Source organism: Roseateles sp. P5_D6 (genome assembly GCF_054049415.1).
On the sequence record NZ_JBFUMK010000030.1, the window covers coordinates 33,836 to 55,924 of the forward strand.

Annotated in this window: 17 protein-coding genes; 5 read left to right on the forward strand and 12 right to left on the reverse strand. The window is 66.2% G+C overall.

What is annotated here, in order from left to right; genetic code table 11:
• Positions 1 to 2 precede the first annotated feature (2 nt).
• Both ACXJKM_RS27605 and ACXJKM_RS27610 read right to left on the reverse strand, forming a co-directional pair.
• Positions 3 to 1,907 carry an ATP-binding protein gene (locus ACXJKM_RS27605; protein WP_457356314.1) on the reverse strand — a complete coding sequence of 635 codons (1,905 nt, stop codon included), beginning with the start codon at positions 1,905 to 1,907 and terminating at the stop codon, positions 3 to 5.
• 118 nt (positions 1,908 to 2,025) lie between these two features.
• The gene (locus ACXJKM_RS27610; RefSeq protein ID WP_056204618.1) at positions 2,026 to 2,658 is read right to left on the reverse strand and encodes a helix-turn-helix transcriptional regulator; all 633 of its coding nucleotides are present in this window, start codon (positions 2,656 to 2,658) and stop codon (positions 2,026 to 2,028) included.
• Positions 2,659 to 2,816: 158 nt separating this feature from the next.
• On the opposite strand from ACXJKM_RS27610, the gene ACXJKM_RS27615 reads away from it, so the two are divergent.
• The gene (locus ACXJKM_RS27615; RefSeq protein ID WP_200955353.1) at positions 2,817 to 3,593 is read left to right on the forward strand and encodes a response regulator; all 777 of its coding nucleotides are present in this window, start codon (positions 2,817 to 2,819) and stop codon (positions 3,591 to 3,593) included.
• Here ACXJKM_RS27615 and ACXJKM_RS27620 read toward each other — a convergent pair.
• Both ACXJKM_RS27620 and ACXJKM_RS27625 read right to left on the reverse strand, forming a co-directional pair.
• A complete protein-coding gene (locus ACXJKM_RS27620; protein ID WP_457356315.1) occupies positions 3,539 to 5,851 on the reverse strand; it encodes a hybrid sensor histidine kinase/response regulator in 2,313 nt (770 codons plus the stop codon). The two genes, ACXJKM_RS27615 and ACXJKM_RS27620, sit on opposite strands and share 55 nt — an antisense overlap.
• Positions 5,848 to 6,810, reverse strand: a complete 963-nt coding sequence (locus ACXJKM_RS27625) for an ABC transporter substrate binding protein (RefSeq protein WP_457356316.1) — start codon at positions 6,808 to 6,810, stop codon at positions 5,848 to 5,850. Before ACXJKM_RS27625 ends, ACXJKM_RS27620 begins: the two co-directional genes overlap by 4 nt.
• 93 nt (positions 6,811 to 6,903) lie before the next feature.
• On the opposite strand from ACXJKM_RS27625, the gene ACXJKM_RS27630 reads away from it, so the two are divergent.
• Both ACXJKM_RS27630 and ACXJKM_RS27635 read left to right on the forward strand, forming a co-directional pair.
• A complete protein-coding gene (locus ACXJKM_RS27630) occupies positions 6,904 to 7,197 on the forward strand; it encodes a hypothetical protein (protein ID WP_457356317.1) in 294 nt (97 codons plus the stop codon).
• A gap of 51 nt (positions 7,198 to 7,248) precedes the next feature.
• Complete coding sequence (locus ACXJKM_RS27635) at positions 7,249 to 7,968, forward strand: phosphatase PAP2 family protein (protein ID WP_457356318.1); 720 nt, start codon at positions 7,249 to 7,251, stop codon at positions 7,966 to 7,968.
• A 47-nt stretch (positions 7,969 to 8,015) separates the two neighbouring features.
• On the opposite strand, the gene ACXJKM_RS27640 is transcribed toward ACXJKM_RS27635, so the two are convergent.
• Positions 8,016 to 8,780: a type III pantothenate kinase gene (locus ACXJKM_RS27640; protein ID WP_457356319.1), complete on the reverse strand. Its 765-nt coding sequence runs from the start codon at positions 8,778 to 8,780 to the stop codon at positions 8,016 to 8,018.
• A gap of 118 nt (positions 8,781 to 8,898) precedes the next feature.
• On the opposite strand from ACXJKM_RS27640, the gene ACXJKM_RS27645 reads away from it, so the two are divergent.
• Entirely contained in the window at positions 8,899 to 10,449 is a 1,551-nt protein-coding gene (locus ACXJKM_RS27645; RefSeq protein ID WP_056204591.1) for a methyl-accepting chemotaxis protein, read from the forward strand.
• A 222-nt stretch (positions 10,450 to 10,671) separates the two neighbouring features.
• Here the strand turns inward: ACXJKM_RS27645 and ACXJKM_RS27650 are convergent, their stop codons facing one another.
• Complete coding sequence (locus ACXJKM_RS27650) at positions 10,672 to 11,154, reverse strand: GreA/GreB family elongation factor (RefSeq protein ID WP_457356320.1); 483 nt, start codon at positions 11,152 to 11,154, stop codon at positions 10,672 to 10,674.
• 223 nt (positions 11,155 to 11,377) lie between these two features.
• On the opposite strand from ACXJKM_RS27650, the gene ACXJKM_RS27655 reads away from it, so the two are divergent.
• The gene (locus ACXJKM_RS27655) at positions 11,378 to 12,067 is read left to right on the forward strand and encodes a glutathione S-transferase (protein WP_457319714.1); all 690 of its coding nucleotides are present in this window, start codon (positions 11,378 to 11,380) and stop codon (positions 12,065 to 12,067) included.
• 128 nt (positions 12,068 to 12,195) lie between these two features.
• On the opposite strand, the gene ACXJKM_RS27660 is transcribed toward ACXJKM_RS27655, so the two are convergent.
• From ACXJKM_RS27660 to nirD, 6 genes are all read right to left on the reverse strand, one after another.
• Entirely contained in the window at positions 12,196 to 15,072 is a 2,877-nt protein-coding gene (locus ACXJKM_RS27660) for a TIM-barrel domain-containing protein (RefSeq protein ID WP_457356321.1), read from the reverse strand.
• Positions 15,073 to 15,077: 5 nt separating this feature from the next.
• Positions 15,078 to 17,468, reverse strand: coding sequence for a glycoside hydrolase family 3 N-terminal domain-containing protein (locus tag ACXJKM_RS27665; protein ID WP_457356322.1), 2,391 nt, complete (start codon positions 17,466 to 17,468; stop codon positions 15,078 to 15,080).
• A 500-nt stretch (positions 17,469 to 17,968) separates the two neighbouring features.
• On the reverse strand, positions 17,969 to 18,718 hold the full coding sequence (cobA, locus tag ACXJKM_RS27670) for a uroporphyrinogen-III C-methyltransferase (RefSeq protein ID WP_457356323.1): 750 nt from the start codon (positions 18,716 to 18,718) through the stop codon (positions 17,969 to 17,971).
• On the reverse strand, positions 18,715 to 21,456 hold the full coding sequence (locus ACXJKM_RS27675) for a nitrate reductase (RefSeq protein ID WP_457356324.1): 2,742 nt from the start codon (positions 21,454 to 21,456) through the stop codon (positions 18,715 to 18,717). Before ACXJKM_RS27675 ends, cobA begins: the two co-directional genes overlap by 4 nt.
• Before the next feature lie 2 nt (positions 21,457 to 21,458).
• On the reverse strand, positions 21,459 to 21,602 hold the full coding sequence (locus ACXJKM_RS27680; protein WP_457319723.1) for a hypothetical protein: 144 nt from the start codon (positions 21,600 to 21,602) through the stop codon (positions 21,459 to 21,461).
• 29 nt (positions 21,603 to 21,631) lie between these two features.
• Positions 21,632 to 22,015, reverse strand: a complete 384-nt coding sequence (nirD, locus tag ACXJKM_RS27685; RefSeq protein ID WP_056204572.1) for a nitrite reductase small subunit NirD — start codon at positions 22,013 to 22,015, stop codon at positions 21,632 to 21,634.
• Positions 22,016 to 22,089: the final 74 nt, after the last annotated feature.

Here is a 22,089-nt window from a genome sequence, read left to right on the forward strand (position 1 = left end):
GATCACCTCCCTGGTGAGCTGGCTTCTTGCTGGCTTGGTCGGCTGGAAATATTGAAATCGCGGACGACCTTTTGGGGATCAACGGGCTTGATCATCAGCGGGATGCCGGCCGATATGACCGTGCGCAACCGTTGCGGTGCGGTGTCTCCGGTGATGATGACGGCGTGTGCCTCTGGGCGCACCAAGTGCAGCTGCTGGATGACGTCAATGCCGCTCTCGCCGTCTCGCAGGCGCAGGTCAGACAGGATCACGTCGATGAAGACGGCCTGAGCGATCTTGAGCGCCTCTGCGCCAGATGCGGCCAGATGCACATTGCAGCCGCGCAGCAGGGCCTGGGTGCTCTCGCGGACGTCCAGTTCGTCGTCGATGACCAGCACCGACAAGCCCACCACCTCGGGCGCCGCGATTTCAATGACGGGTTCTTCTTCGAGGCTGGAAAGGGGAAGCCTCAGCTTGAACGTGGTGCCGACGCCGAACTTGGATTCCAGGGCCAACTGCACGCCGAGGAGGGCACACAGGCGACGAACGATGGACAAGCCCAGCCCCAGGCCTTCGGAGCGGTCCCGCTCCGTGCTTGCCACTTGATAGAACTCCTGGAAGACATATTCGAGTTCCTTCTCTGCAATGCCCACGCCTGAATCGGCCACGCTCAGCACGGCGTCATCGCCGTCTCGTTGCAGGGACAGGCGGACGCTGCCTCCACGGCGCGTGAACTTGAGCGCGTTGTCCGTGAGGTTTCGCAGGATGCGGGAGAAGAGAGTCTCGTCGGTCGCTACCGCGAGGTTCTCGTCACACTGCAGTTCCAGGTGGACGCCCTTGAGGTGTGCCACGGGCTCCATGGCCTGCTGGTGCCCGGTCAGCAGCGCATCGAGGCTGCAGGGCGCGAGTCTGGGCGTGACGATGTCGGCGTCGAGCTTGGAAATGTCCAGCAGGCCTTCGAGTTGCTTGGACAAGGCCTGGTTCATCGACTCCAGCTTGTTCACGATGCCGCGCGTGTCCTCGTCGATCTTGGATTGCCGCAGCACGCCGAGCCATACGGTCATCACGTGCAGCGGCTGGCGCAGGTCGTGGCTGGCGGCTGCAAGAAACTTGGTCTTGGCCCGGTTGGACTCATCGGCGCGTTGCAATGCCAGCGTCAGCTTGGCGTTGAGCTGCTGTTCAACCTGGTGGTGCTCGTCAGCGCGTTGCAGTGCCTGCGTCAGCTCTGCATTGAGTTGCTGTTCAACCAGACGGTGCTCTTCAGCCTGCTGCAGGGCCCTCGTCAGCTTGGCATTGAGCTGCTGTTCGCCGTAGCGATATTTGCTTGATTCCTCGAACACCTTGTTGACCTGCTTGCCCAGGCCGACCAGGAAGAGCAGGAACACGATGATCAACCCCGCGAGCCACCACTCCCCCGGGCTTGGGTTCTGCAGGCCGCCGAGAAACATCCAGGTCCCGGCCAGGGGGATGAGCATGGGCGCGGCAAACGCCAGGAACAGGGAGCGGTGGCCTGAGGTGGTGACGGTCGAGGCGGTTGCCGACGACAGCAGGATGATGGAGATGGCCGCACGCTCGGTGGCGTCGAAACCGCCGAAAGCCACCAGGGGCACGGCCATCAGCACGCCATTGATGGCCAGCAGCCAGGCGATGCGGCGCATGGAGCCGGTGCCCTCGGTAGCGGCGCGTACGAACTTGGTCGTGTAGCGCATGCGCCATCCGGTGACCGCGATCACGGCAGCCTCCCAGGCGACAGGCGGCCATGCTTGCGTACGGTTCAACCAGATGAAGGCGATCAAGCTCGCCGCGAGCAGCATGCCGACCTGCGCACGCAGGCTCTGGCTGAGGAAGATGTCCTCGAAGCGCCCATAGATGAAGGATTGGATCAGCTCATCCTGCCGCTCGTCGTCGGTTCGAGTTTCTGATCGCACGTCTTCGAGCTCCCGCGCTTTGTTGGCCCTTCCCTTGGGCGCCGCGGATGATGGGAGCTGGCTCGGGCTAGGTCAAGGCTCGCAAGCCCTGACTTCGCGCTAGATGCCGTGCCCCTTATCAGTGCGGCAGCATCTGCGCGCTGCCCGTCCAGCGCAGCAATTGCATCAGCGACGGTGCCTGCGTCTTGCCCAGCAGGTTGCGCACATGGCTGCGCACGGTGCTGACGCACAGACCGAGGTGACGGGAGGCGGCCTCCACCGGCTCACCGTCGGCCAGCAGCATCAGCACGTGGCGTTCGGCCTGGCTGAGGCGGCACTGGCGGGTCAGCGCGTCGATGCGTGCGGCCTGGGTCAGCACCGGCTGGTCCAGATGGATGACGAGCAGCAGGCAGCCGTCAGGCCAGCCCGAGGCACTGCTGATGGCCGGCGCAAGCGGCGCCGCGTGCAGCCAGCCGGTCGCAAAGCTGGGCGTGAACCACAGCCCGGTGCGCGAGGACGAGCCCGCGGCCGCCAGCGCCAGCACCTCGCCCAGGCGCTGTGCGTCCAGCTGCCCCAGGCCCATCAGGTGTTCGGACCGCGACTGCCAGAGTCCCTCTGCCAGCAAGTGCTCCGCACTCGTGTTGACGAACAGAAGGCGCCGATCGGGCAGCAGCACCATCAGCGGTTGGGGCAGGGCGCCCAGCACCTGGCGTGGCTGGGCTTCGTGGCCGACTCGGCGTTCGGTGTATGCGACGGGAACAGCTTGCAGCATTTGGATCTCCCTGAGCCTGTGTGGCGCAAAGGCGCCCTCGTTGATGTCATCAAGTTTGGTGATTGCAAGCCGGCATCGCCATTGCCTAGAAGCACACCAACCCATGCCACCGCGCATAGACCAAAGGGCCTGGCCAAAAGGCTTACCCGCAATCCACGATGGCGCGTTCCTGCGCCGATACCATGCAGCCCAGCGGGAGACTGCCGATGAAAGTTCTGTTGATTGATGATCACCCCCTGTTCCGAGAAGGCGTGGCACTGCTGCTGAAACCACTGGTGGAAGCACTTGAAACCTGGGAGGCGGGCAGTTGCGAGGAGGCCTTTGCGGTGCTTGCCGAGCGCGGCGACGCCGATCTGGTCATGATCGACCTCGGCCTGCCAGGGCTGTCTGGTCTCGAGGGTCTGGGCCGGCTGCGGCGTGATCATCCTGAGGTGCCGGTCGTCGTGATGTCCTCGGCCGATGACAAGGACACGGTGCTTGCCGTGCTAGATGCGGGTGCGATGGGCTTCATTCCCAAGAGCTCGACGTCGCAGGTCATGCTGGGTGCGCTGCGCCTCATCCTTGCCAAGGGCATCTACCTGCCGTCGTCGGTGTTCCTCGGCGGCCGTGCGCTGACTCCCGCCATGCCGGCACCGCTGGCACCGCCTGCGCAGGGGCGGCGCCCTGTTGAGCTGGGCCTGACACCGCGCCAGGCCGACGTGCTGCATCTGCTGCTGCAGGGCAAACCGGCCAAACTGATCGGTCGGCAGCTGAACCTGTCGCTCAGTACCGTCAAGGCGCACACCTCGTGCGTGCTGCGGGCATTGAACGTGACGACGCGCACCCAGGCCGTACTGGCTGCGAGTCGCATGGGACTGTGCTTCGAAGAGCCGGTGCCGGCTCAAGGCTCTGCCGTTGATGCCAATGATTCCCTCATGGCTTCCAGCAACCGCTGAAGCCCGATCGGTTTGTGCAGCAGCCGGGCGCGGCAGGCTAGGGCTTGCGGCTGCAGGGCGGCTTCCGTGTTGGCCGTCACGATGACGGCGCCAATGTCTTCGTCATAGTGTTGGCGCAGCCGCGCGATGACCTCGAAACCATCGCGCCCGGCGCCGAGCTGGTAGTCGGTGACGATGAGATCCGGCACACGCAGATGCTGCTGCAGCTGGGCCAACATGTCCTCGCAGGAGGCCGCTGCAACGACGTGGCAGCGCAGCGCGAGCAGGGCGTCGACCAGGGCCTGAGCATTCGTCTCATCGTCGTCGACGACGATGATGAAACGACCCTCAAGCGCTTGTTGGCTGGCCGCAAGCCTTGACGAGACCTTCGCTGACCGCGTGGCGGGTCCGGCCAGCGGCATTTCGACGCGGAACACCGAGCCGTTACCGACACGGCTGTCCACGCTGAGCCGGTAGCCCAGGATGTGGGCGCTGCGCTGCACGATGGACAGACCTAGTCCCAGGCCTTTCTCCTGGCCCGTGCCGGGCGCCTCGATGCGGAAGAACTCTTCGAAGATGGCTTCCTGGTAGCGGGGCTCGATGCCGGGCCCGCTGTCCCAGACCTCCAGTTCCACCCTGGCGCCGCGACGCCGACAGGCTACCAGCACGCCGCCTTCTCGCGTATAGCGGATGGCGTTGGCCACCAGATTGCCGGCGATGCGCGCCAGCAGCGCGGCGTCGCCCTTCACGACGACGTCACAGGGTCGCACGCGCAGCTTCAGGCCTTTCTCAGCCGCCTGCGGGGCCCAGATCTGTTCCAGCCCACGCAACAGCCAAGCCAGGTTCACATCCTCGATGTGGGCCTGCACCGTGCCGGCATCGAGTTTGGAGATGTCCAGCAGATTGCCGAACAGGTTCTCCATCGTCGCGACGGAGGACTGGATCTTGTCGGCCAGGGCCAGGTGCTCGGGACTGGTCAGCCGCCCCTGCAGCACGCCCAGCAGCAGGCTGATCGAGTGCATGGGTTGGCGCAAATCGTGGCTGGCGGCGGCAAGGAAGCGCGTCTTGGCGGCGTTGGCGCGCTCGGCTTCGTCCTTGAGGCGGGAGAGTTCCTCTGCACGGGCGGCAAGGCCGTCGCGGGCATCGGAAAGCTGGGCCGTGCGTTCGGCAACCTTGGCTTCAAGACTGGTGTAGAGGTCGTGCAGGCGGGAGGACATCTGGTTGAAGTCCTGGGCGAGGTCTTCGATCTCGTCTTGCCGTCCCAGCTGGATGGTCTTGCCTAGATTGCCAACGGCGAATTGGGCTGTGGCGCGGCGCAGGGTCAGGATGGGGGCCGCCATGCGGCGAGCGAAAGCGATACCGACCAGCAAGGCAGCCATGCCACCCAGTGCCATCAGGAGCAGCGTTCGGCTGATGGTGGCCCAGACAGGGCGCAGCGCCTCGCTGCGCCGCTGTTCCATGAACAGGATCCAGTCTGTACCCGGTATGCCGGCTCCCGTCGCGATGACCGGTTGATGCTGGAGATCCAGGGTTCGCAGACCTCGGACCAGGATGGGCTCCGACGCGGCATGAGCACGCGCCTGAAGGACCGCTTGCGATGCCGAAAGGTCGATCCGGCTCAGGATGTCCGTCGCGCGGGGATGTGCGATCAGCGTGCCATGGCCGTCTACGATGAAGGCCACGCCCCCCTCGCCAGCCTTCAGCCGCGCGACCACGTCACCCAGCAGTCGCAGATCAATGGTGGCGACGATGGCGCCGACACCGTCGAAGGCAGACATGCGAACGGTGGGCAGATGGTCATCCCGAAAGAAGGTCTTGCCCATGCGCACGCCCTCTCGGTCATCGAATCGAGCCAGCTCGGGCTCATCCAACGCCGTGCCAAGCCATGATCGGTCCATGGCCTGTTTCGATACATGCAGAAGCTCCCTGGCTTGACGATCGACTACTTGCAGGTCTGTGATCGCGGGAACCAGCCGCATCAGCCGATAGAACTCCTCGCGTCGCTGCTGAAGGCCGAAGCCTGGGCCTTCCCAGGGCATCTTGGCGACATCGCGCAGGCCGGCATCAATGACGGCGAGGTAATTGGCGATCTCGCGCGCGGCGCCTTCTGCCTGGGCGGCCTGAACCGACTGAATGTGCTCTGAAGATTCCTGATACCCGAAGTAGGTCTCGGACGCTCCGGATACGAGCAGCACGAGGAGCGTCAGTCCGCAAAACCAAACCGCGTAGCGTCTGGACAGGGGGCTGTGGGTCGGCCGTTCCGGCGATGCTGAATTCATCGAATGACGATGTCCGCTCGGCGAATGACCGCCGCATCGGGGCGCGGGGAGCCAGAGTCGCCATTGGCACGAAGGATCAAGGTGAAGCGATGCGGCCTCTCGACGGGTATGCCGCCGGGGCGCTCCCCGTCACAGACGCGGGCCACCAGATCGGCAAGCGCGTCCATCACGAATGAAGTGTCCTGCTCGTAGGCCATCAGGGCGCCGGCTCTGACCTCTCTCGCAGTCGAATGCATGGCAGGCACCTTCAGCCGCCGGAGATGGTCAATGATCTCCGGCTCGGCGACATAGGCGATGTAGCTGGGAGGGATGTACCAGGCGTCGTAGCCTGTGGCTACCGGCGCGGCCAATTGTTGATCAAGCTCGACCTTGCTTTCGGCAAGGAAAACGGTGACCTCGAGGCCCAAAAGATGGGCAGGTTGGGTCAGCCTGGCTGAGCCGCCGTTTTTCTCGGCCCAGGACCGATCGGCCAGGACAGCGACCCTGCGGATGTGTGGAAAGGCGTCCTTCAGGATCTCCAGCCGCTTGCCGTCGACAACGTCGAGCAGCGATACGCCGGTGTTAGCGGAAGCGCTGAACTGGAGCGAGTCCCGGATGCCGGCCGCTACTGGGTCTGTGTAGCCGGAAAAGACGAAGGGTGTCGGGCTTGGCAGCTTTGCCGCCCGCATTGCAGATTGCCCTGTCGGGGTGACCACCACAGTGGGCCGGCCCTCCAGCGCAGCCTTCAGCGCCTTGTCGATCGCCACGATGTTGCCCGCATCCGCTTGATGATGCCGGATCGAGGCTTTGACGGACAACTCCGGGTGCCGTCTGGACAGCGCAGCCGTGAAGCGCTTGTAGACCGGGTCAGAAGCTTCGGGCCACGATCCGATGTAGGCAATCGATGGACTGGCTGGCGTTTGGCAACTGTCGGCGCTCATCAGCATGGCAAAGCCCATCACAATTGAGGTGGTTCCCAACGGTCTGAGCAACTGACCTATTTGCATGCCGGTTTACTGCCACTACCCTTGCGACGCTGACGCCGTGTCAGAACACACCAACGGAGGAATGTAATGAGAGAAATCGAATGGGAGCAGAAGACGGTCTTGCTTCCGTGCCACGTCTGGCTGAGGGTCGTTCCCAAGGGCACCCCAAATGAACCCGTCACCTGGCCCAAGGCTGACGACCGGCCGCCGTTCATTGCCGAAGTCGCATCGTATGCAAAGGGCGCGGCAGCCACCGAGCTCCAGTGTTTTCCCTCAATGGCTTTGGGCACGGAGAAGGCTGCTCATGAATGGCGCGACGCACACCCGGGCTGGTTCAAGGATGCGTTGTCTGTGCATCTGGTGAAGATCGATAAAAGCTGATTTCACAACGGTTCAAGCCAGAGGCAGCACTCTGGCGCCAGGGAGGCGAATATGAGCGAATGTCCTTGCGCAGATGACTGTCTGTTTGCGGATGGCGAATGGAAACCCGATCTATTGACGGATGCCGGGCGTAATCCGCCAGACCTGCCCCTGAACTGGCGCAGCCTGATCACGTTGGCCGTACCGCCGCGGCGGAGACAGGCCTACGAATGCCGATACCTGGTTGAGCTGAAGGTCGAGAGGCCGGCCAGGAAGACTGCGATCTGCCAGCAGGCAGAAGGCACCGTGTATTCGGCAACCGAAACGATCCAGGCCATCGTCGGGCCGCTGGTGTTCGGAACCAAGCCCGCCACGTGGACCGCGCTGAGGTTGCTGTACGACAACCTCGACCGCCCGATCTACTACTTCAAGCGGGTGTTCAGCCGGGGGCGCCCGTTCATGTGCTGCGAGGACGTTGAACCGATGTACCCCAAGGGCGCGCCGTTCTATCCTGCCCACCCTGCCTATCCCAGCGGACATTCGACGCAGGCGCACGCGCTGGCCTACTTCTATGCGCGCCTCTTTCCGCAATTGACGGACAAGTTGCTGGCCGCCGCTGCCGATATCGCCCTAAACCGTGAGGTGGCCGGCCTGCACTACCCGAGCGATTCGCTAGCAGGAAAGCTACTGGCTGGACAGGTGGTCGATCTGTTGCTGCAGGCGGCGAACTTCAAGGCCGCCGCCATCGCGGCCGCTGCAGACTGGCCCGGTGCGAGGACTGATCTTCTCTGATCGCGGCAGCCGTCGGGTTGTGCGGCCGGCGGCGTCGTACGTGTGGGTCAAGTCCGCGCCGCGTTGATCGCCAGCAGCCCATCGAAGATCAACCCTTCGATGAGTTCATGAGGCGCATCCAGCGCCGGCGCCACCTTCCAACCTGCACCGCCCGTCATCAGCAGCAGGGGCTCGCGGCCCTCGCGCTTGGCCAACAGCCGGAACATGCGTTCGATGGCGCCGGTGATGGCGAAGGTGCCGCCCGTCGTCAGCGCGTCGCTGGTGTTGGTCGGGAAGTCGCGCACCTCGCCCGTCGGCACACGCAGGCCGGCGGTGCCGCCTTCCAGCGCGCGCAGCATGATGCCGTGGCCGGGCAGGATGAGGCCGCCCAGGAACTCGCCGTCGGTGGACAGCGCGTCCACCGTCACCGCCGTGCCCACCATGACCACCAGCACCGGGCCTTCGAAGCCGCGCTTCTTGGCGTGTGCATGGGCGCCGATGACGGCCACCCAGCGGTCGGCGCCCAGGCGCGTCGGGTGGTCGTAGCCGTTTCTCACGCCGGCCGCCTCGGCGGCGGGCACGACCCAGCGGGGCACCAGGTCCCAGTGCTCCATCTGCTCCTCGACACGGCGGCGCACCGCGTCGCCGGCCACATTGCTGCCCAGGATGCGTGCGGGCGGGGCCAGGGCTTGCCAAGCCTCGTCGGCGAGGCGGTCGATGTTCTCCAGGAAAACGGCACCGTGCTGCGTCGGCGGGCTGCCAGGTTCGGCGCCGTCTTCATAGACGGCCCACTTGAGCCGGGTGTTGCCGATGTCGATGGCCAAAAAGCTCATGGTGGGCTGTGCCGTGAACGATGCCGCGAGCCTACCAGCGCATTTGTATCTGCCCGTGCGGGTTTCTGCTTCAATCAGCGGCTATTTCTGATTGCCCTTTCCCACGAGGAGAACCGCCATGCTGCGACGCCTGCGTATCCAAGCCCGCCTCTGGCTGGCCTTCGGCATCATCCTGGCGATGACGGCGCTGCTGGTTGCCGTCGGTGGCTTTGGCCTGAACGTGTCGCAGAAGGCCATCCAGGGCATCACGCAGAAGCTCATCCCGACGTCCAACATCACCGTTGCGGCCCGCAGCCACCTGCTGCAGAGCAAGACGGCCACATCGACGCTGGTGGCCTCCATCTTCAACAAGGAAGGCATGGCACGGGCCCGCAAGGAGTGGGACGGCGCCCAGGCGGGCCTGGACAAGGCGATGGACGACTTCGGCAAGATGACGACCGAAGACAAGGGTCGCGAGGCGCTGGCGAAGTTCCGTGTGCTGATGGCCGACTACCGCAAGGCCGTCAAGCCGGTGGCCGACAAGATCAGCGCAGATGGTTTCGCCGACGCCCAGTCGGCCTTCGAGGAGATGAAGGCTGCGGACGTCGCCTATGAGCCGGCGCTGTCCATGCTCAACAACATCGAGGCCGACCTGAAGAAGCGGGGCGATGACATCTTTGCGACGGTGGACAAGCTGGTGGGCAACGTCTTCGTCGGCTTCATCGTCGCCTTCGTCGTCTGCGTCATCGTGGGCGGCGCGCTGGCCGTGCTGATCTCGCGCTCCATCATCGGCCCGCTGGTGGCAGCCAAGCGCTTTGCCGAACGCATGGCCGGCGGTGACCTGTCGCGTGCCCCCGAGGCCAGCGGCACGGACGAGTCCGCCGAGATGATGCAGGCCCTGGCCGCCATGCAGAAGTCGCTGTCCGAGATCGTGGGCCAGGTGCGCGAATCGGCCGAGAGCATCCAGGTCGCCTCCAGCGAGGTGGCCAGCGGCAACATGGACCTGTCGCAGCGCACCGAGCAGACGGCGTCCAACCTGCAGCAGGCCTCCAGCTCGATGACGCAGTTGACCGGTACCGTCAGCCAGAGCGCCGACTCGGCCATGACGGCCAAGCAGCTGGCCGGCGCCGCCGCCGAGACGGCCGGACGTGGTGGCGAGGTCGTGTCGCGCGTCGTCAGCACCATGGGCGAGATCAACAATGCCAGCCGCAAGATCGCCGACATCATCGGCACCATCGACGGCATCGCCTTCCAGACCAACATCCTGGCGCTGAATGCCGCAGTGGAAGCGGCCCGCGCCGGCGAGCAGGGCCGCGGCTTCGCGGTCGTCGCCGGCGAAGTGCGCTCGCTGGCCCAGCGTAGCGCCGAGGCGGCGCGCGAGATCAAGGCGCTGATCGGCGCCAGCGTCGAGCGCGTCGAGGCCGGCACGCATCTCGTCAACGACGCCGGCACGACCATGACCGACATCGTCGGCTCCGTGCAGCGTGTGACCGACATCATTGGCGAGATCAGCGCCGCCGCCGTCGAGCAGAGCCAGGGGCTGCGCCAGGTCAACGGCACCGTGACGGAGCTGGACCAGATGACGCAGCAGAACGCTGCGCTGGTGGAAGAGTCCGCCGCGGCGGCTCAGTCGCTGAAGGAACAGGCCGTGCGGCTGGCGGGGCTGGTGAGCAGCTTCAAGCTGAGCTGACCGGGACTGCCGGCAAGCGGGCGTCGCTGCTGCCGCGTCGACGGGTGAGCCGATGACGGCAACCTCTACAAGCCTTGCAGTCAGTGCCACCGAAGTGAATTGATGTGCGCGAGGCCGAGAGCCCGAACGAACTCCGCATAGCTCGCCAGGAGTTGTGCGGAGCTTCCTGAAGGGGTTGGGGCGATTGATTTCTGATCAAGCCGCCGTGAACTTGCTTGCGGCTCAATGAACCCGCAGCACCTCAAACCGCTGTCGGATCAGAGCCGCCTGTATCGACACCTCGTCACCCTCACATTTGCCCAGCATGGCCTTGCCCAACGGGGATTCGCTGCTGATGACCTGAATGGTCTGAGCGCCGCTGACCAACTTCATGCTGCCCCCAGCCGGGCCGAGAAAGAGCTGTTGCTGCTTGTCGTCGGCATCGACCAGGCAGACCAGCGCGCCGAGCTGTATGCCTTTGCTGGCGTCGTAGGGGCGCGGGCGGAATTGGCGCCAATTGGCCATCGCCTGGCGGATGGCTTCGGCGCGACGAGCTTGGCCGGTGGCCAGGTAGGCCGCTTCCAGACCCAACGTGTCGTATTTGTTCTCGGCGATATTTTCTTCGTGAGTTGCCGTTTCATGGGCCGCCCGCGCTGCCTGTTCGGCTTGCAGCAGGTCTTCGGCGAGCCGTTCCAACACCTGCTGCGGCAGCAAGAATTTATCCATGATGAAAGGTAGACATCTCGAACAAGCGGGCGCGGATCGTGATTGTGAAGGGCTCCACCAGCTTTCGAGGCTTCTGTTGACTGCAGCCACACTTCGGCCTTGGTCGAATGACGCTTGTCACGGGCCTCTGGCGAGGCCCCGCGGTGCGACCATTGGCCACCCTGCCTCCAGTGACCTGGGGCTGCGATCCAGATCGACGTGCGTAGCTGCACAGACCTCACCCATGCACGCATCGACCCTGACACCGCACGCACCACTCACCACCCCAGGGCCACAGTTGCCGCGGCTCTACACCTTTCGCCGCTGCCCCTACGCCATGCGAGCACGGATGGCGCTGCTGCAGGCCGGGCGGGCCTTCGAGGCGGTGGAGGTCAGCTTGCGCGACAAGCCAGCAGGCTTGCTGGCCCTATCGCCCAAGGCTACGGTGCCAGTGCTGCAGTTGCCCGATGGCAGCGTGATCGAGGAGAGTTGGGACATCATGCGCTGGGCACTGGCTGCGCCCGATGCGCAGGGCTGGTGGGCGCGGGCGCAGTCGCCTGCGAACCTTGACCTGGTACAGCGAAACGACGGCGACTTCAAGCATCACCTGGACCGCTGGAAGTACCCCCAGCGCTACGCGAGTGAGACCCTCACGCCAGACGCACACCGCGACAGGGCGCTGGATGTGCTTCTGCGACCGCTAGAGGCACGGCTGCAAAGCGCGCCCTGCCTGGGCGGCGCCACGCCATGCGCCACCGACTTGGCAGTGTTGCCCTTCGTCCGCCAGTTCGCCTCGGTGGAGCCGGGATGGTTTGCAACGCTGAACCTGCCATCGGTATGTTCCTGGCTGAACGGCTGGCTCGTCAGCCCGCTATTCGTTGCGTGCATGTACAAGTTACCCGCGGAAGGTGCGATTCGCTTTCCGTCGCTCTAACGCTTGCTTGGCCGTCGATCAAGCGATCGGTCGCCGCTCGGCATCGTTGGCCTCATCACAAATCGCGTCGATCTGTTCAAGCCGTGACGCGGCGCCTTCTGCCGTGGTCCCATTCGCCGACGGTGCCCTTACAGCGCCTTGATGACGATACGGTCTCCTGAATAGGTCACGGGAATAGCAGGCGCATCGAAGTCGACGGTGCGGTCGCCGGGCTTGAGGAAGCGGATGTTGAAGGTTCTCTTCGTCACCATGCCCGCATAGCCCCCGGAGCGCGGCCCGATGGTGACTTCGGCGCGCTTGTCGTCATAGACAAACGGGATGCGCGTGTACTGGCCGGCCTGGTACGAGTTTGAGATGCCGTCGTCTTCGTAGAGGCTGTAGCTTCCATCGGCACCGGTATAGACGTGGATGGTCAACGGCGCGTCGGGCTTCTCGTCCACATATTGCGTGACGGGCCCCATGGGCACGATGGCGCCCGCTTTGACGTAAAGGGGTATCTGGTCCAGCGGGGCGGCCACAGTTCGCGTCTGGCCCCCCTTGACTGCCTCACCCGTCCAGATGTCGTACCAGGTCGACGTGCCAGGGAAGTAGACCGTGCGGGACGTCGCGCCATACCGCGTCACCGGCGCCACCAGCATCGATTTGCCGAACAGGTATTGGTCGGCGATCTTCTTGGCCGTGGCGTCTGCCGGGAAGTCGAGTGCCAGGCCGCGCATGATGGGTGCGCCCTCGTAGTGGCTGTCAGCGGCGGCCGTGTAGATATAGGGCATCAATCGGTAGCGCAGCTCCAGGAACCACACCAAGTTGGCCCGCATGGCGGACCCCTCGGGCGAGATCTCGTGGATCTCGCGCTTCACGCCTTCGCCGTGGCTGCGCATCAGGGGTGAGAAGGCGCCGAACTGCCACCAGCGCTGATTCAGCTCCTGCCACTCCTTCAGGTCTTCGGCGGTACGCACGCCGCCTGCCACGCGGTTCTCCTGAAGCCCCGCGACCGACTTGTCCTGAAACCGGGCTTCCTGGGAATAGCCGCCGATGTCGTGCGTCCAGTTGGGCACGCCTGAAAACCCGGTCTGCACTCCTGCCGAGATCTGCTTGTACAGGTTGTCCCAGGTGCCGACGACATCCCCCGACCACACGGCCGCCGCGTTTCGCTGCACGCCCGCGAAGCCGGAGCGGGTCAGGATGAAATGGCGCACGTCCGGGCGGTCCCGCTGCAGGCCGTCGTGAACGGCCTGGGTGCTCATGGTGGCGTAGGCGTTGGTCACCAGCGCACCCGGCCCCATCTGCGTCGGCGTGATCAGTTCGGCGAGTTCTTCCGGGCTGGCGTTGGAGCGCACGTCGGGTTCGGTGTTGTCCATCCACCAGGCATCGAAGCCGAGGTCGACCAGGGGCTTCTTCATCTGGCGGTAGAAGATGTCCCGCGCTTCCTGGTTGTAGGGCGAAAAGTGGCTGTTGAGATGGCCCGCGCCGACCCAATCCTTCATGCCGAGTTCGACATTGCGGCGCCACATATAGCCCTTGGCGTCCAGCTCCTTGTAGTTGGCGGTGTTGGGATAGAACTTGCCCCAGATCGAAATCATGATCCTGGCATGCTGGCGATGCACTTCATCGACCATGCCCTTGGGATCGGGGAAGCGTGCCGCATCGAAGGCATGGCTGCCCCACTGGTCCTCCGGCCAGTAGAACCAGTCCTGCACGATGTTGTCGATGGGCCAGCGGTTGGCGCGGTAGGTCTTGAGCACGCCGAGCAACTCGGCCTGGGTGCGGTAGCGCTGCCGGGACTGCCAGAAGCCGTAGGCCCATTTCGGCATCATCGGCGGGATGCCGGTGACCTGGTGGTAGCCGCGGATGACGCCCTGGATGGAATCGGCGCCGATGAAGTAGTAGCTCAGGCCGGTGCCGGCTTCGGACGCAAAGCGCAGCGAATGCCTGTCGGCGGCCGGCTCGGGGTCGGAGTGGTGCAGCGAGATGAGACCGCTCGTCGGCCGCCATTCGACATGCAGGCTGACCGGCTTGCCTGGGCTGAACGGCTGCTCGAAATTGTTGTACCAGCCGTTCCAATTCGCGCGCCAGATGCCATGGTCGAAGAGGGTCTTGCCGTCGACCTTCAGCGTCACGTAGTCCGAAGCGAACAGGCGCATCTTGTGCAGCCCCGGCTTGTCGGAAGTGGCCGTGCCCTCCCAGACGACCCTGACCTTCCTGCCGCGGGTGGCGGCCTTGCTCAGCGCGGCGTCGGTGGGCCAGTAGTTGCGGACATCGCTGAGGAACTGATAGCGGATGTCGGGCTCCACGCGGGTCAGGATCAATTGATCGTCGACGTAGTACTTCGCCGTCAGGCCGCTGGCGCCGTCCAGCGCGGTGAGCTTCAAGTCACGGCTGGCCAGCCCGAAGCGCTGCGGGTTGCCGAAGCGCGTGACGGAGGCGTTGTCCCAGAGCACGCCGTAGTTCCTGTCGGACACGACGAACGGGATGGCGATGTCCATGTTGTGCTGGCGCAGCTCGACATCCTCACCGTTCAAGTCCATCTGCGCGTTCTGGTGCTGCCCCAGGCCGTAGAACGCCTCGGTCGTGCCCCGGTTGAACTGGGCGGAGGGAGCGACGTAGGGCCGGCCCTCGACCATGACCGGCTGGAGGTCGGCCCGCTCAGTCGTCAGCACGGCGACACCCTTGGCGTCAAGGAAGGTGACCCGGCCATCCTTCAGCGACACCTGGGCCGACGCCTTGCCTGCATCGAGCGTCACGGCGTCGGGGCCGGCCTTCACGGTGAAGCGTCCGCTTGGCTTGGCGACGGCCATCAGCGACTCGATCTGCGCACGCGCCGGATCGTCGACCCCGGTGACCTGGATGATCGACTCCGTGATGGCATTCAAGCGCAGCTCCTTCACGCTGCCCGTATCGGGCCTCACCAACACGCCCGTGGGCGTTTGCTGGTAGGTGCCGGCGAAGGAAGCCGCCGTCGCCAGCAACGTCGTGGCGAGCACGGAAAGCGAGAGTGATGGCGTCATGTCGTTCAGGCCGCAGCAACCGTCAACGTGGTGGTCTTCAGGTCGACGCTGTTGGGGCCGGCCATGATGGTGAAGCTGCCGGGCTCGACGACGCGCTTCATGTCCATGCCGTGGAATTGGAGTTCTGCTGGCGTGATCGTGAGGGTGACGGTCCGCTTCTCGCCGGGCGCCAGCGTCACGCGGGCAAAGCCCTTGAGCTCCTTGACCGGTCGCGTCACCGACGAAATGTCATCGCGGATGTAGAGCTGCACCACCTCGTCGCCCGCACGCTTGCCCGTGTTGGTGACGTCCACCGAGACCGTCACGCTGTCCGCCGGGCCGATGGTGGCCTTGGACAGGCGCGGCGCTGACAGCGCAAACGTCGTGTAGCTCAGGCCGAAGCCGAAGGGATAGAGCGGCGTGTTGTCAGCGCCCAGGTAGCCGCGGCTGGCCGTTGGCTTGGCGTTGTAGTACACGGGCAGTTGCCCCACGTTGCGGGGGAAGCTGATGGGCAGCTTGCCGCCCGGGTTGGCGCGGCCGAACAGGATGTCGGCCACCGCGTGGCCGGTTTCCTGGCCGAGGTACCAGCCTTCGATGATGGCGCTGGCCTTGGCCTGCAGCAGGTTGATCGCCAGCGGTTTGCCGTTGAGGAGGAAGACGACTGTCGGCTTGTTCAACGCGAAGATGGCGGCGGCCAGGTCGTTCTGCTGGCCGATCAGTTCCAGCGAGTCCCGGTCGCCCAGATGGGTGTCCGACCACGCCTCACGGGTGGTCTGCTCGTTGTCGCCCAGCACCATCACGATGGTGTCTGCCGCCTTGGCCGCCTCGACCGCCTCGGCGATGAGGCGGGCATTGACCGCCGGGGCGATGAAGCGCACATCGTCTTCTGTCCACTCGCGCTTCTCGGTCAGCCGCACGGCTTCGCGGTACTCGAAGGCGAAGCCCTGCGCCTTGGCCTCGCCGGCCAACGCGTCGTGGATCGACACCACATGGCGGGGAATGTCGGAGTAGCCGCCGATGGGCGTGTCCTTGGCATGCGTGCCCAGCAGCAGCAGCTTGCCGACCTTTTTGCCGTCGAGCGGCAGCACCCCGTCGTTCTTCAGCAGCACGACCGATCGCACCGCCGCTTCGCGCGCCAGGGCCACCGCGTCCGGTGTGGCGGTCAGGCCGTCCGCCTTGGCGGCGTCGACGTAGGGGTCTTCGAACAGTCCGGCGAGGAACTTCAGCTCCAGGATGCGGCGCACGACCACGTCGAGCTCGGCCTCCTTGATGCGGCCGGCCTTCACCAGGTTGACGAGCTCGGGGAAGCCGCCGGTGTCAGGCGTTTCGATGTCGACCCCGGCGGTGAAGGCGCGATAAGCCGCCTCCTTCATGTCAGGCACCAGCCGGTGGCGCGACACCAAATCCCCGATCGCGAAGTAGTCCGAGACCGTCAGGCCCTTGAAGCCCCATTCGCCGCGCAGGATGGTCTTCAGCAGCCACGGGTTGGCATGTGAAGGGATGCCGTCGATCTCGTTGTACGACGGCATGACGGCCGCGATCGGCGTCTCGCGGATGATCTTCTCGAACGGCGGGAAGAAGACTTCGCGCAGCACCCGCTCGGAGATCTGCGCCGGCGCGGTGTTGATGCCGCGCTCGGGCTGGCCATGGCCGGTCATGTGCTTGAGCGTCGCCAGCACCTTGGCCGGCGCCAGCTTGCGCTCGGTGCCGGAAAAGCCGATGACGGCCGCCTTGCCCAGCACGCCCGTCAGGTAGGGGTCTTCGCCGAGGGTCTCCTCCACGCGGCCCCAACGCGGATCGCGGCAGACATCGACGACCGGCGCCAAGGCGAGGTTGGCACCCCGCGCCCGCATCTCCCGGGCGCAGACCGAATAGATCCGCTCGATCAGCGTTGGGTCGAAGGAGGACGCCAGGCCGATCGCCTGCGGGAAGCAGGTCGCGTCGCGCGCCGCGTAGCCATGCAGGCTTTCCTCGTGCATGAACAGCGGAATGCCCAGCCGCGTGCGTTGCACGGCCCAGGCCTGGGCGGCATTGACATAGGCCGCCGTCTCGGCCGCCGTGCGGTTGGCCATATTGGCATCTGCGCCGGCGTTGGTGTTGTCCACGCCCTTGCGGTCACTCGGCCGGGCAAGCATGCCCAAGCCGTGCGGCAGCGCCTGCGCGGCCTGCGCCGCGTCGAAGTCACCGCGTTCGTTCTGCACGCGGTTCTTGCCGATCCAGATGCACATGGTCTGGGCCACCTTCTCCTCCAGCGTCATGCGGGAAAGCAGGTCCTTGACGCGCACCGCCACGCCTGCGGACGCCTGCTTGTAGAGCGGCTGATCGGACTGAGCCGCCACCGCATGGCCTGCCGTGGCAAGCCCGACGGCACCGACACCTTGGACAAAATTGCGACGCGTCACACCGGCAGTACTCATGGGTCTCCTTCGTAGGCGGTTCAGTCTGGGCGCGCACCCTAACGCATGGCGGCGCATGGCGGCAGGCACTGGCGGGAAAGGGGGCTCACCCGCGCGGGGCAGAGTATTGCAACCCGCCAGTCGGCGCGCGATGCCTAAGCACGCTTGCGGCCGCAGTGTCACATCCACGTCTTGGACGGCTGCGCCGCCCGCTAACCGCGAACGTTGAATGTCAGCTTTGCGGCCGCTCAACAGGCCTGGTGCGGACTCCGATTCGGGTCGGTTCCGCCAGCTCGTCGGCCACGATAGCTGTCGTTGACCCGCCCGGCGCCTCGGGTCACGGTCGTCTCAAGCGCGAGCGTCGGTGAATGGCCGGTCCCGGTGGTCCAGCAGTCGCTCAGTCGGCACCCCGTTCAATGACAGTTGCCGCCGACAGCGGCCATCAGGTCGCGAAATCTGGGTGGCAGCGTTCAGCCTGGAGTTGCTCTCGCCGCGGTCGGGATCAGTGCCGAGCGGGCTCCTCAGCCGACCTTGCGTTGGCCATGCTGCACCGCATCGAGCGCCGCATGCGCAGCCACCTCGCCGATCACCAATAAAGCCGGGCTCTTCAACCCCTCGCGCTCGATGCAGTCGGGCAGCTCGGCCAGCGTCGTCACCGCGTGGCGCTGTTGTGCCGTGTGCGCCGCGCTGACGATGGCGGCCGGCAGATCCGGGCGCAGACCGGCACCCAGCAACTTGGCCGTGATGTCGGCCGCGCGGGCCACACCCATATAGATGACCAGGGTCAGGCCCGTGCGGGCCAGGGCTGCCCAGTCGGGCTCGGCACGTCCTTCGCCGGGGTGGCCGGTGACGAGGACGACGCCGGGCGAGGCGCGACGGTCCGTCACCGGGATGCCGACGGCGGCGGGGCCGGCGATACCGCTGGTCAGGCCGCTGACCACTTCGACGTCGAGGCCGGCCTCGCGCAGCGCGTCGACCTCCTCGCCGCCACGACCGAAGAYGAAKGGGTCRCCGCCCTTGAGGCGCACGACGCGGTGGCCGGCGCGGGCCTCGCGAATCATCAGCGCGTGGATGAAGTGCTGGTCGGTACTGATGCAGCCGCCGCGCTTGCCGACGCGCAGCAGTCGGCCCTTCACAAGGGCCAGCACGCGTGGGTCGATGAGGTCGTCGGCGAGGACGACATCGGCCGCCTCGATACGTTTCAAGGCGCGGACGGTCAGCAGTTCCGGGTCGCCAGGGCCGGCGCCGACAAGGGAGACGGTGTGGTTCATGCCGGAACTTCCTCAGGCGTTGTGTTGACGAGGCGGCGCAGCGCCGGCAGGCAGGAGCCGCACTGGGTGCCGCAGCGCTTTTCGCCCTGCAGCTGCGACAGGCGCTCGGCCGGGCTGCCGCTGCAGCGGGTCAGGGTCAGGCGGATGACGTCCTCGCGCACGTCAAAGCAGTTGCAGACCTGCGGGCTGGCGGCCACGGTGTTGGTGGGCGGCGTGCCGGGCGACAGCAGCCAGCGGCCAACCGTCGACGCCGCAGTGCGCTCGCGCCAGAGGTCGACCAGCCAGGCGCCTTCGTCGTGCTGGCCAACACGCAGCAGGGCCTGCAACGGCGCGGCCTGCAGATCGTCGCCGTCCAGGTTCAGCAGGCGCAGGCGGCCGCGCTGGGCATCGGCATAGCGCAGCACGGCGGGGCTGTTCAGGCCCAGCACGGCGGCGAGTTCATCGACCAGCTCGGGCGCCGGCGCTTCGGCGCAGGCGGCTTCGAAGGCCCAGCCCACTTGTTCACCCTTCGCCGGTTCGGGCAGGCAGTGCGCGTAGCCGAAGCGGGGCATCAGCGCGCGCAGCTGCTCGCGCAGGCGAGGGCCGTCTGCGGGTGCGACCCAGGCGCAGGCGCTGAGGCGCCAGGGCAGGTCGGCCGGCTCGATGGCGACGGCACTGAACTTCAGCTCGGGCTGCTTGGAGTCGGGGCAGAAGGCGCCCTGCGTCACGGCGTTGACACCGAGCTGGGCGCCGATGAACTCGTCGCCCCAGTGCATGGCGACGTCGGCGCCGGCCAGGGGCACGTTCTCATCGAGCTTGAGTTGCAGCACGACTTCGCCGCGGCGCGAGCGCACGTGCACGAGTTCGCCGTCGGCCAGCTTGCGGCGCGCGGCGTCGCTGGGGTGGATGCGCACCAGCGGTTTGCCTTCGTGGGCAAACAGGCGCGGCACGCTGCCGCTGCGGCTCATGCCGTGCCACTGGTCGCGCATGCGGCCGGTCGTCAGCGCGAAGGGGTGCTTGGGGCTGGCGGTTTCGGCAGTGGCTTGATACGGCTTGGTGATGAAGCGGGCGCGGCCGTCGGCGGTGGCGAAGCGGCCATCGGTGTAGAGCCGTGCCGTCGGGCCGGTGACGAAGGGCCACTGCTGCGGGCCTTCGGTGTCCAGCGTGACCCAGGACAGGCCGGTGATATCGAGGTCGCGGCCGCGCGTGGCTTCGCGGTGTTCCAGCCAGAGGTCTTCCGGCGTCGTGGCCGTCAGGCGAGGCTGTCGGCCCAGGCCGGCGTCGATCAGCGCGGCGATGTCGCTCACGATGCGCCAGTCGGCACGGGACTCGCCGGCCGCCGGCACGGCCGGGCGCACKCGGCTGATGCGGCGCTCGCTGTTGGTGACCGTGCCTTCCTTCTCTCCCCAGGTGGAGGCCGGCAACAGATAGTCGGCGTAGCGCGCCGTGGCCGTGTGGGCGAAGGCTTCCTGCAGGATGACCAGCTCGCAGCGCTCCAGTGCCTGGCGCACGGTGGCCTGGTCGGGCATTGACTGGGCGGGGTTGGTGCAGGCAATCCACAGCGCCTTGATCTCGCCGCGGGCTGCGGCCTCGAACATTTCCACGGCCGTGTGGCCGCGCTTGCCGGGCAGGTCAGGCACACCCCACAGCGAGGCGATCTCGGCCCAGTCCTCGGCCTTGCCCGGGTCGCGGTGGCCCGGCAGCAGCGTGGCCATGCCACCGCTCTCGCGGCCGCCCATGGCGTTGGGTTGGCCGGTCAGCGAGAAAGGGCCGGCGCCGGGCTTGCCGATCTGGCCGGTGGCCAGGTGCAGGTTGATCAGGGCCGTGTTCTTGGCGGTGCCGCTGCTGCTCTGATTGAGGCCCTGGCAGTAGAGGCTGAGCGAACTCGGTGAGGTGGCGAACCATTCAGCGGCTTGCCAGATGTCGGCCTCCTTGACGCCGCAGACCTGGGCCGCGCGGGAAGGCGCCCAGTCGCGCACCAGTTCCTTCAGCGCGTCGAAGCCTTCGGTGGATTGGGCGATGAAGTCACCCGCCGTCCAGCCCTGCCAGATGACGGCATGCAGCAGGCCGTGGCACAGCGCCACGTCGGTGCCGGGGCGGATCTGCAGGTGCAGGTCGGCGAGCTCGGCCGTCTCGGTGCGGCGCGGGTCGATGACGATCAGCTTGTGTGCGGGCTTGTTGGCGCGCGCTGCTTCGAGGCGGCGGAACAGGATGGGGTGGGCCCAGGCCGGGTTGGCGCCGCTGATCAGCACGCAGTCGGCCAGCTCGATGTCCTCGTAGCTGCAGGGCGGCGCATCGGCGCCCAGGGCCTGCTTGTAGCCGACCACGGCCGAACTCATGCACAGCCGCGAGTTGGAGTCGATGTGCGGCGTGCCAATGACGGCGCGGGCCAGCTTGTTGAAGGCGTGATAGTCCTCGGTCAGCAACTGGCCGGAGATGTAGACGCCGATGGACTCGGGACCATGCTCGGCGCGGATGGCCAGCAGCTTGTCGGCAATCTCGCGGTTGGCCTGATCCCAGCTGATGACCGCGGGCTGAGCGCCACGCTCGGCGCGACGGGCGGGCTCGCGCAAGCGCTGGTGCTGGATGACGACCGGCGTGGCCGTCAGGTGCAGGTTGGTGCCCTTGGTGCACAGCCGGCCGAAGTTGGCCGGGTGGTCGGGGTCACCGCGCACGCCGGTGATTTGGGTGTCGTCATGCTCGATCACAACACCACAGCCGACGCCGCAGTAAGGGCACGTGGATTTGGTTTCGCGCATGGTCATACCCGCCCTCGGCTGTGGAGCCCCTCGCTTGGCGAGGGGATGAGAGGGGAGTGCGCCGTGTCACCGCAATGCGGATCGCGCTTCCGCGCGTATCCGCAGCCGACGCCACAGTAGGGGCAGGTGGACTTTGTCTCGCTCATGTTCTTCTAGCCAGGCAGGTCTTCGCCGCTCAAGCCACCGCAATCGAAATCTTCGGGCCTGCGACAGGGGCAGGAAGGTCCAAGGCCAGCGTGGCCAGTTCCGTCTGCAGCAGGAAGACTTCGCCGCCCTCCAGCTTCACGCGGAAGCTCGGCGTGCAGCCCTCATCGGGTTCGCGGGCCGTGCCGTCGTTCAGGCCGATCGTCCAGTTGTGCAGCGGGCAGGCCACGCTCTTGCCGAAGACGATGCCCTGGCTCAAGGGGCCGCCCTTGTGCGGGCAGCGGTCCAGCAGCGCGAAGACCTCGTCGTCGGCGTTGCGGAACAGCGCCACGTCGATGCCGGCGGTGCGCTGCACACGGCGCGAGCCCAGCACGGGGATGTCCTGCAGGGCGCAGATGCGGGTCCAGTCGTCCATAGCGTCTACCTCAGTTGTCCAATCCGAACCTGACGGGCCGAGCGACGGGCCGCTCCCTAGCCGGCCCGCGCTGG

Coding starts and splice junctions, on each gene's coding strand:
- ACXJKM_RS27660 (WP_457356321.1), bottom strand. CDS start 15,072: ATGACGCCATCACTCTCGCTTTCCGTGCTCGCCACGACGTTGCTGGCG.
- ACXJKM_RS27655 (WP_457319714.1), top strand. CDS start 11,378: ATGCACGCATCGACCCTGACACCGCACGCACCACTCACCACCCCAGGG.
- ACXJKM_RS27640 (WP_457356319.1), bottom strand. CDS start 8,780: ATGAGCTTTTTGGCCATCGACATCGGCAACACCCGGCTCAAGTGGGCC.
- ACXJKM_RS27645 (WP_056204591.1), top strand. CDS start 8,899: ATGCTGCGACGCCTGCGTATCCAAGCCCGCCTCTGGCTGGCCTTCGGC.
- ACXJKM_RS27615 (WP_200955353.1), top strand. CDS start 2,817: ATGGCGCGTTCCTGCGCCGATACCATGCAGCCCAGCGGGAGACTGCCG.
- ACXJKM_RS27630 (WP_457356317.1), top strand. CDS start 6,904: ATGAGAGAAATCGAATGGGAGCAGAAGACGGTCTTGCTTCCGTGCCAC.
- ACXJKM_RS27650 (WP_457356320.1), bottom strand. CDS start 11,154: ATGGATAAATTCTTGCTGCCGCAGCAGGTGTTGGAACGGCTCGCCGAA.
- ACXJKM_RS27680 (WP_457319723.1), bottom strand. CDS start 21,602: ATGAGCGAGACAAAGTCCACCTGCCCCTACTGTGGCGTCGGCTGCGGA.
- ACXJKM_RS27665 (WP_457356322.1), bottom strand. CDS start 17,468: ATGAGTACTGCCGGTGTGACGCGTCGCAATTTTGTCCAAGGTGTCGGT.
- ACXJKM_RS27610 (WP_056204618.1), bottom strand. CDS start 2,658: ATGCTGCAAGCTGTTCCCGTCGCATACACCGAACGCCGAGTCGGCCAC.
- ACXJKM_RS27620 (WP_457356315.1), bottom strand. CDS start 5,851: ATGAATTCAGCATCGCCGGAACGGCCGACCCACAGCCCCCTGTCCAGA.
- nirD (WP_056204572.1), bottom strand. CDS start 22,015: ATGGACGACTGGACCCGCATCTGCGCCCTGCAGGACATCCCCGTGCTG.
- ACXJKM_RS27635 (WP_457356318.1), top strand. CDS start 7,249: ATGAGCGAATGTCCTTGCGCAGATGACTGTCTGTTTGCGGATGGCGAA.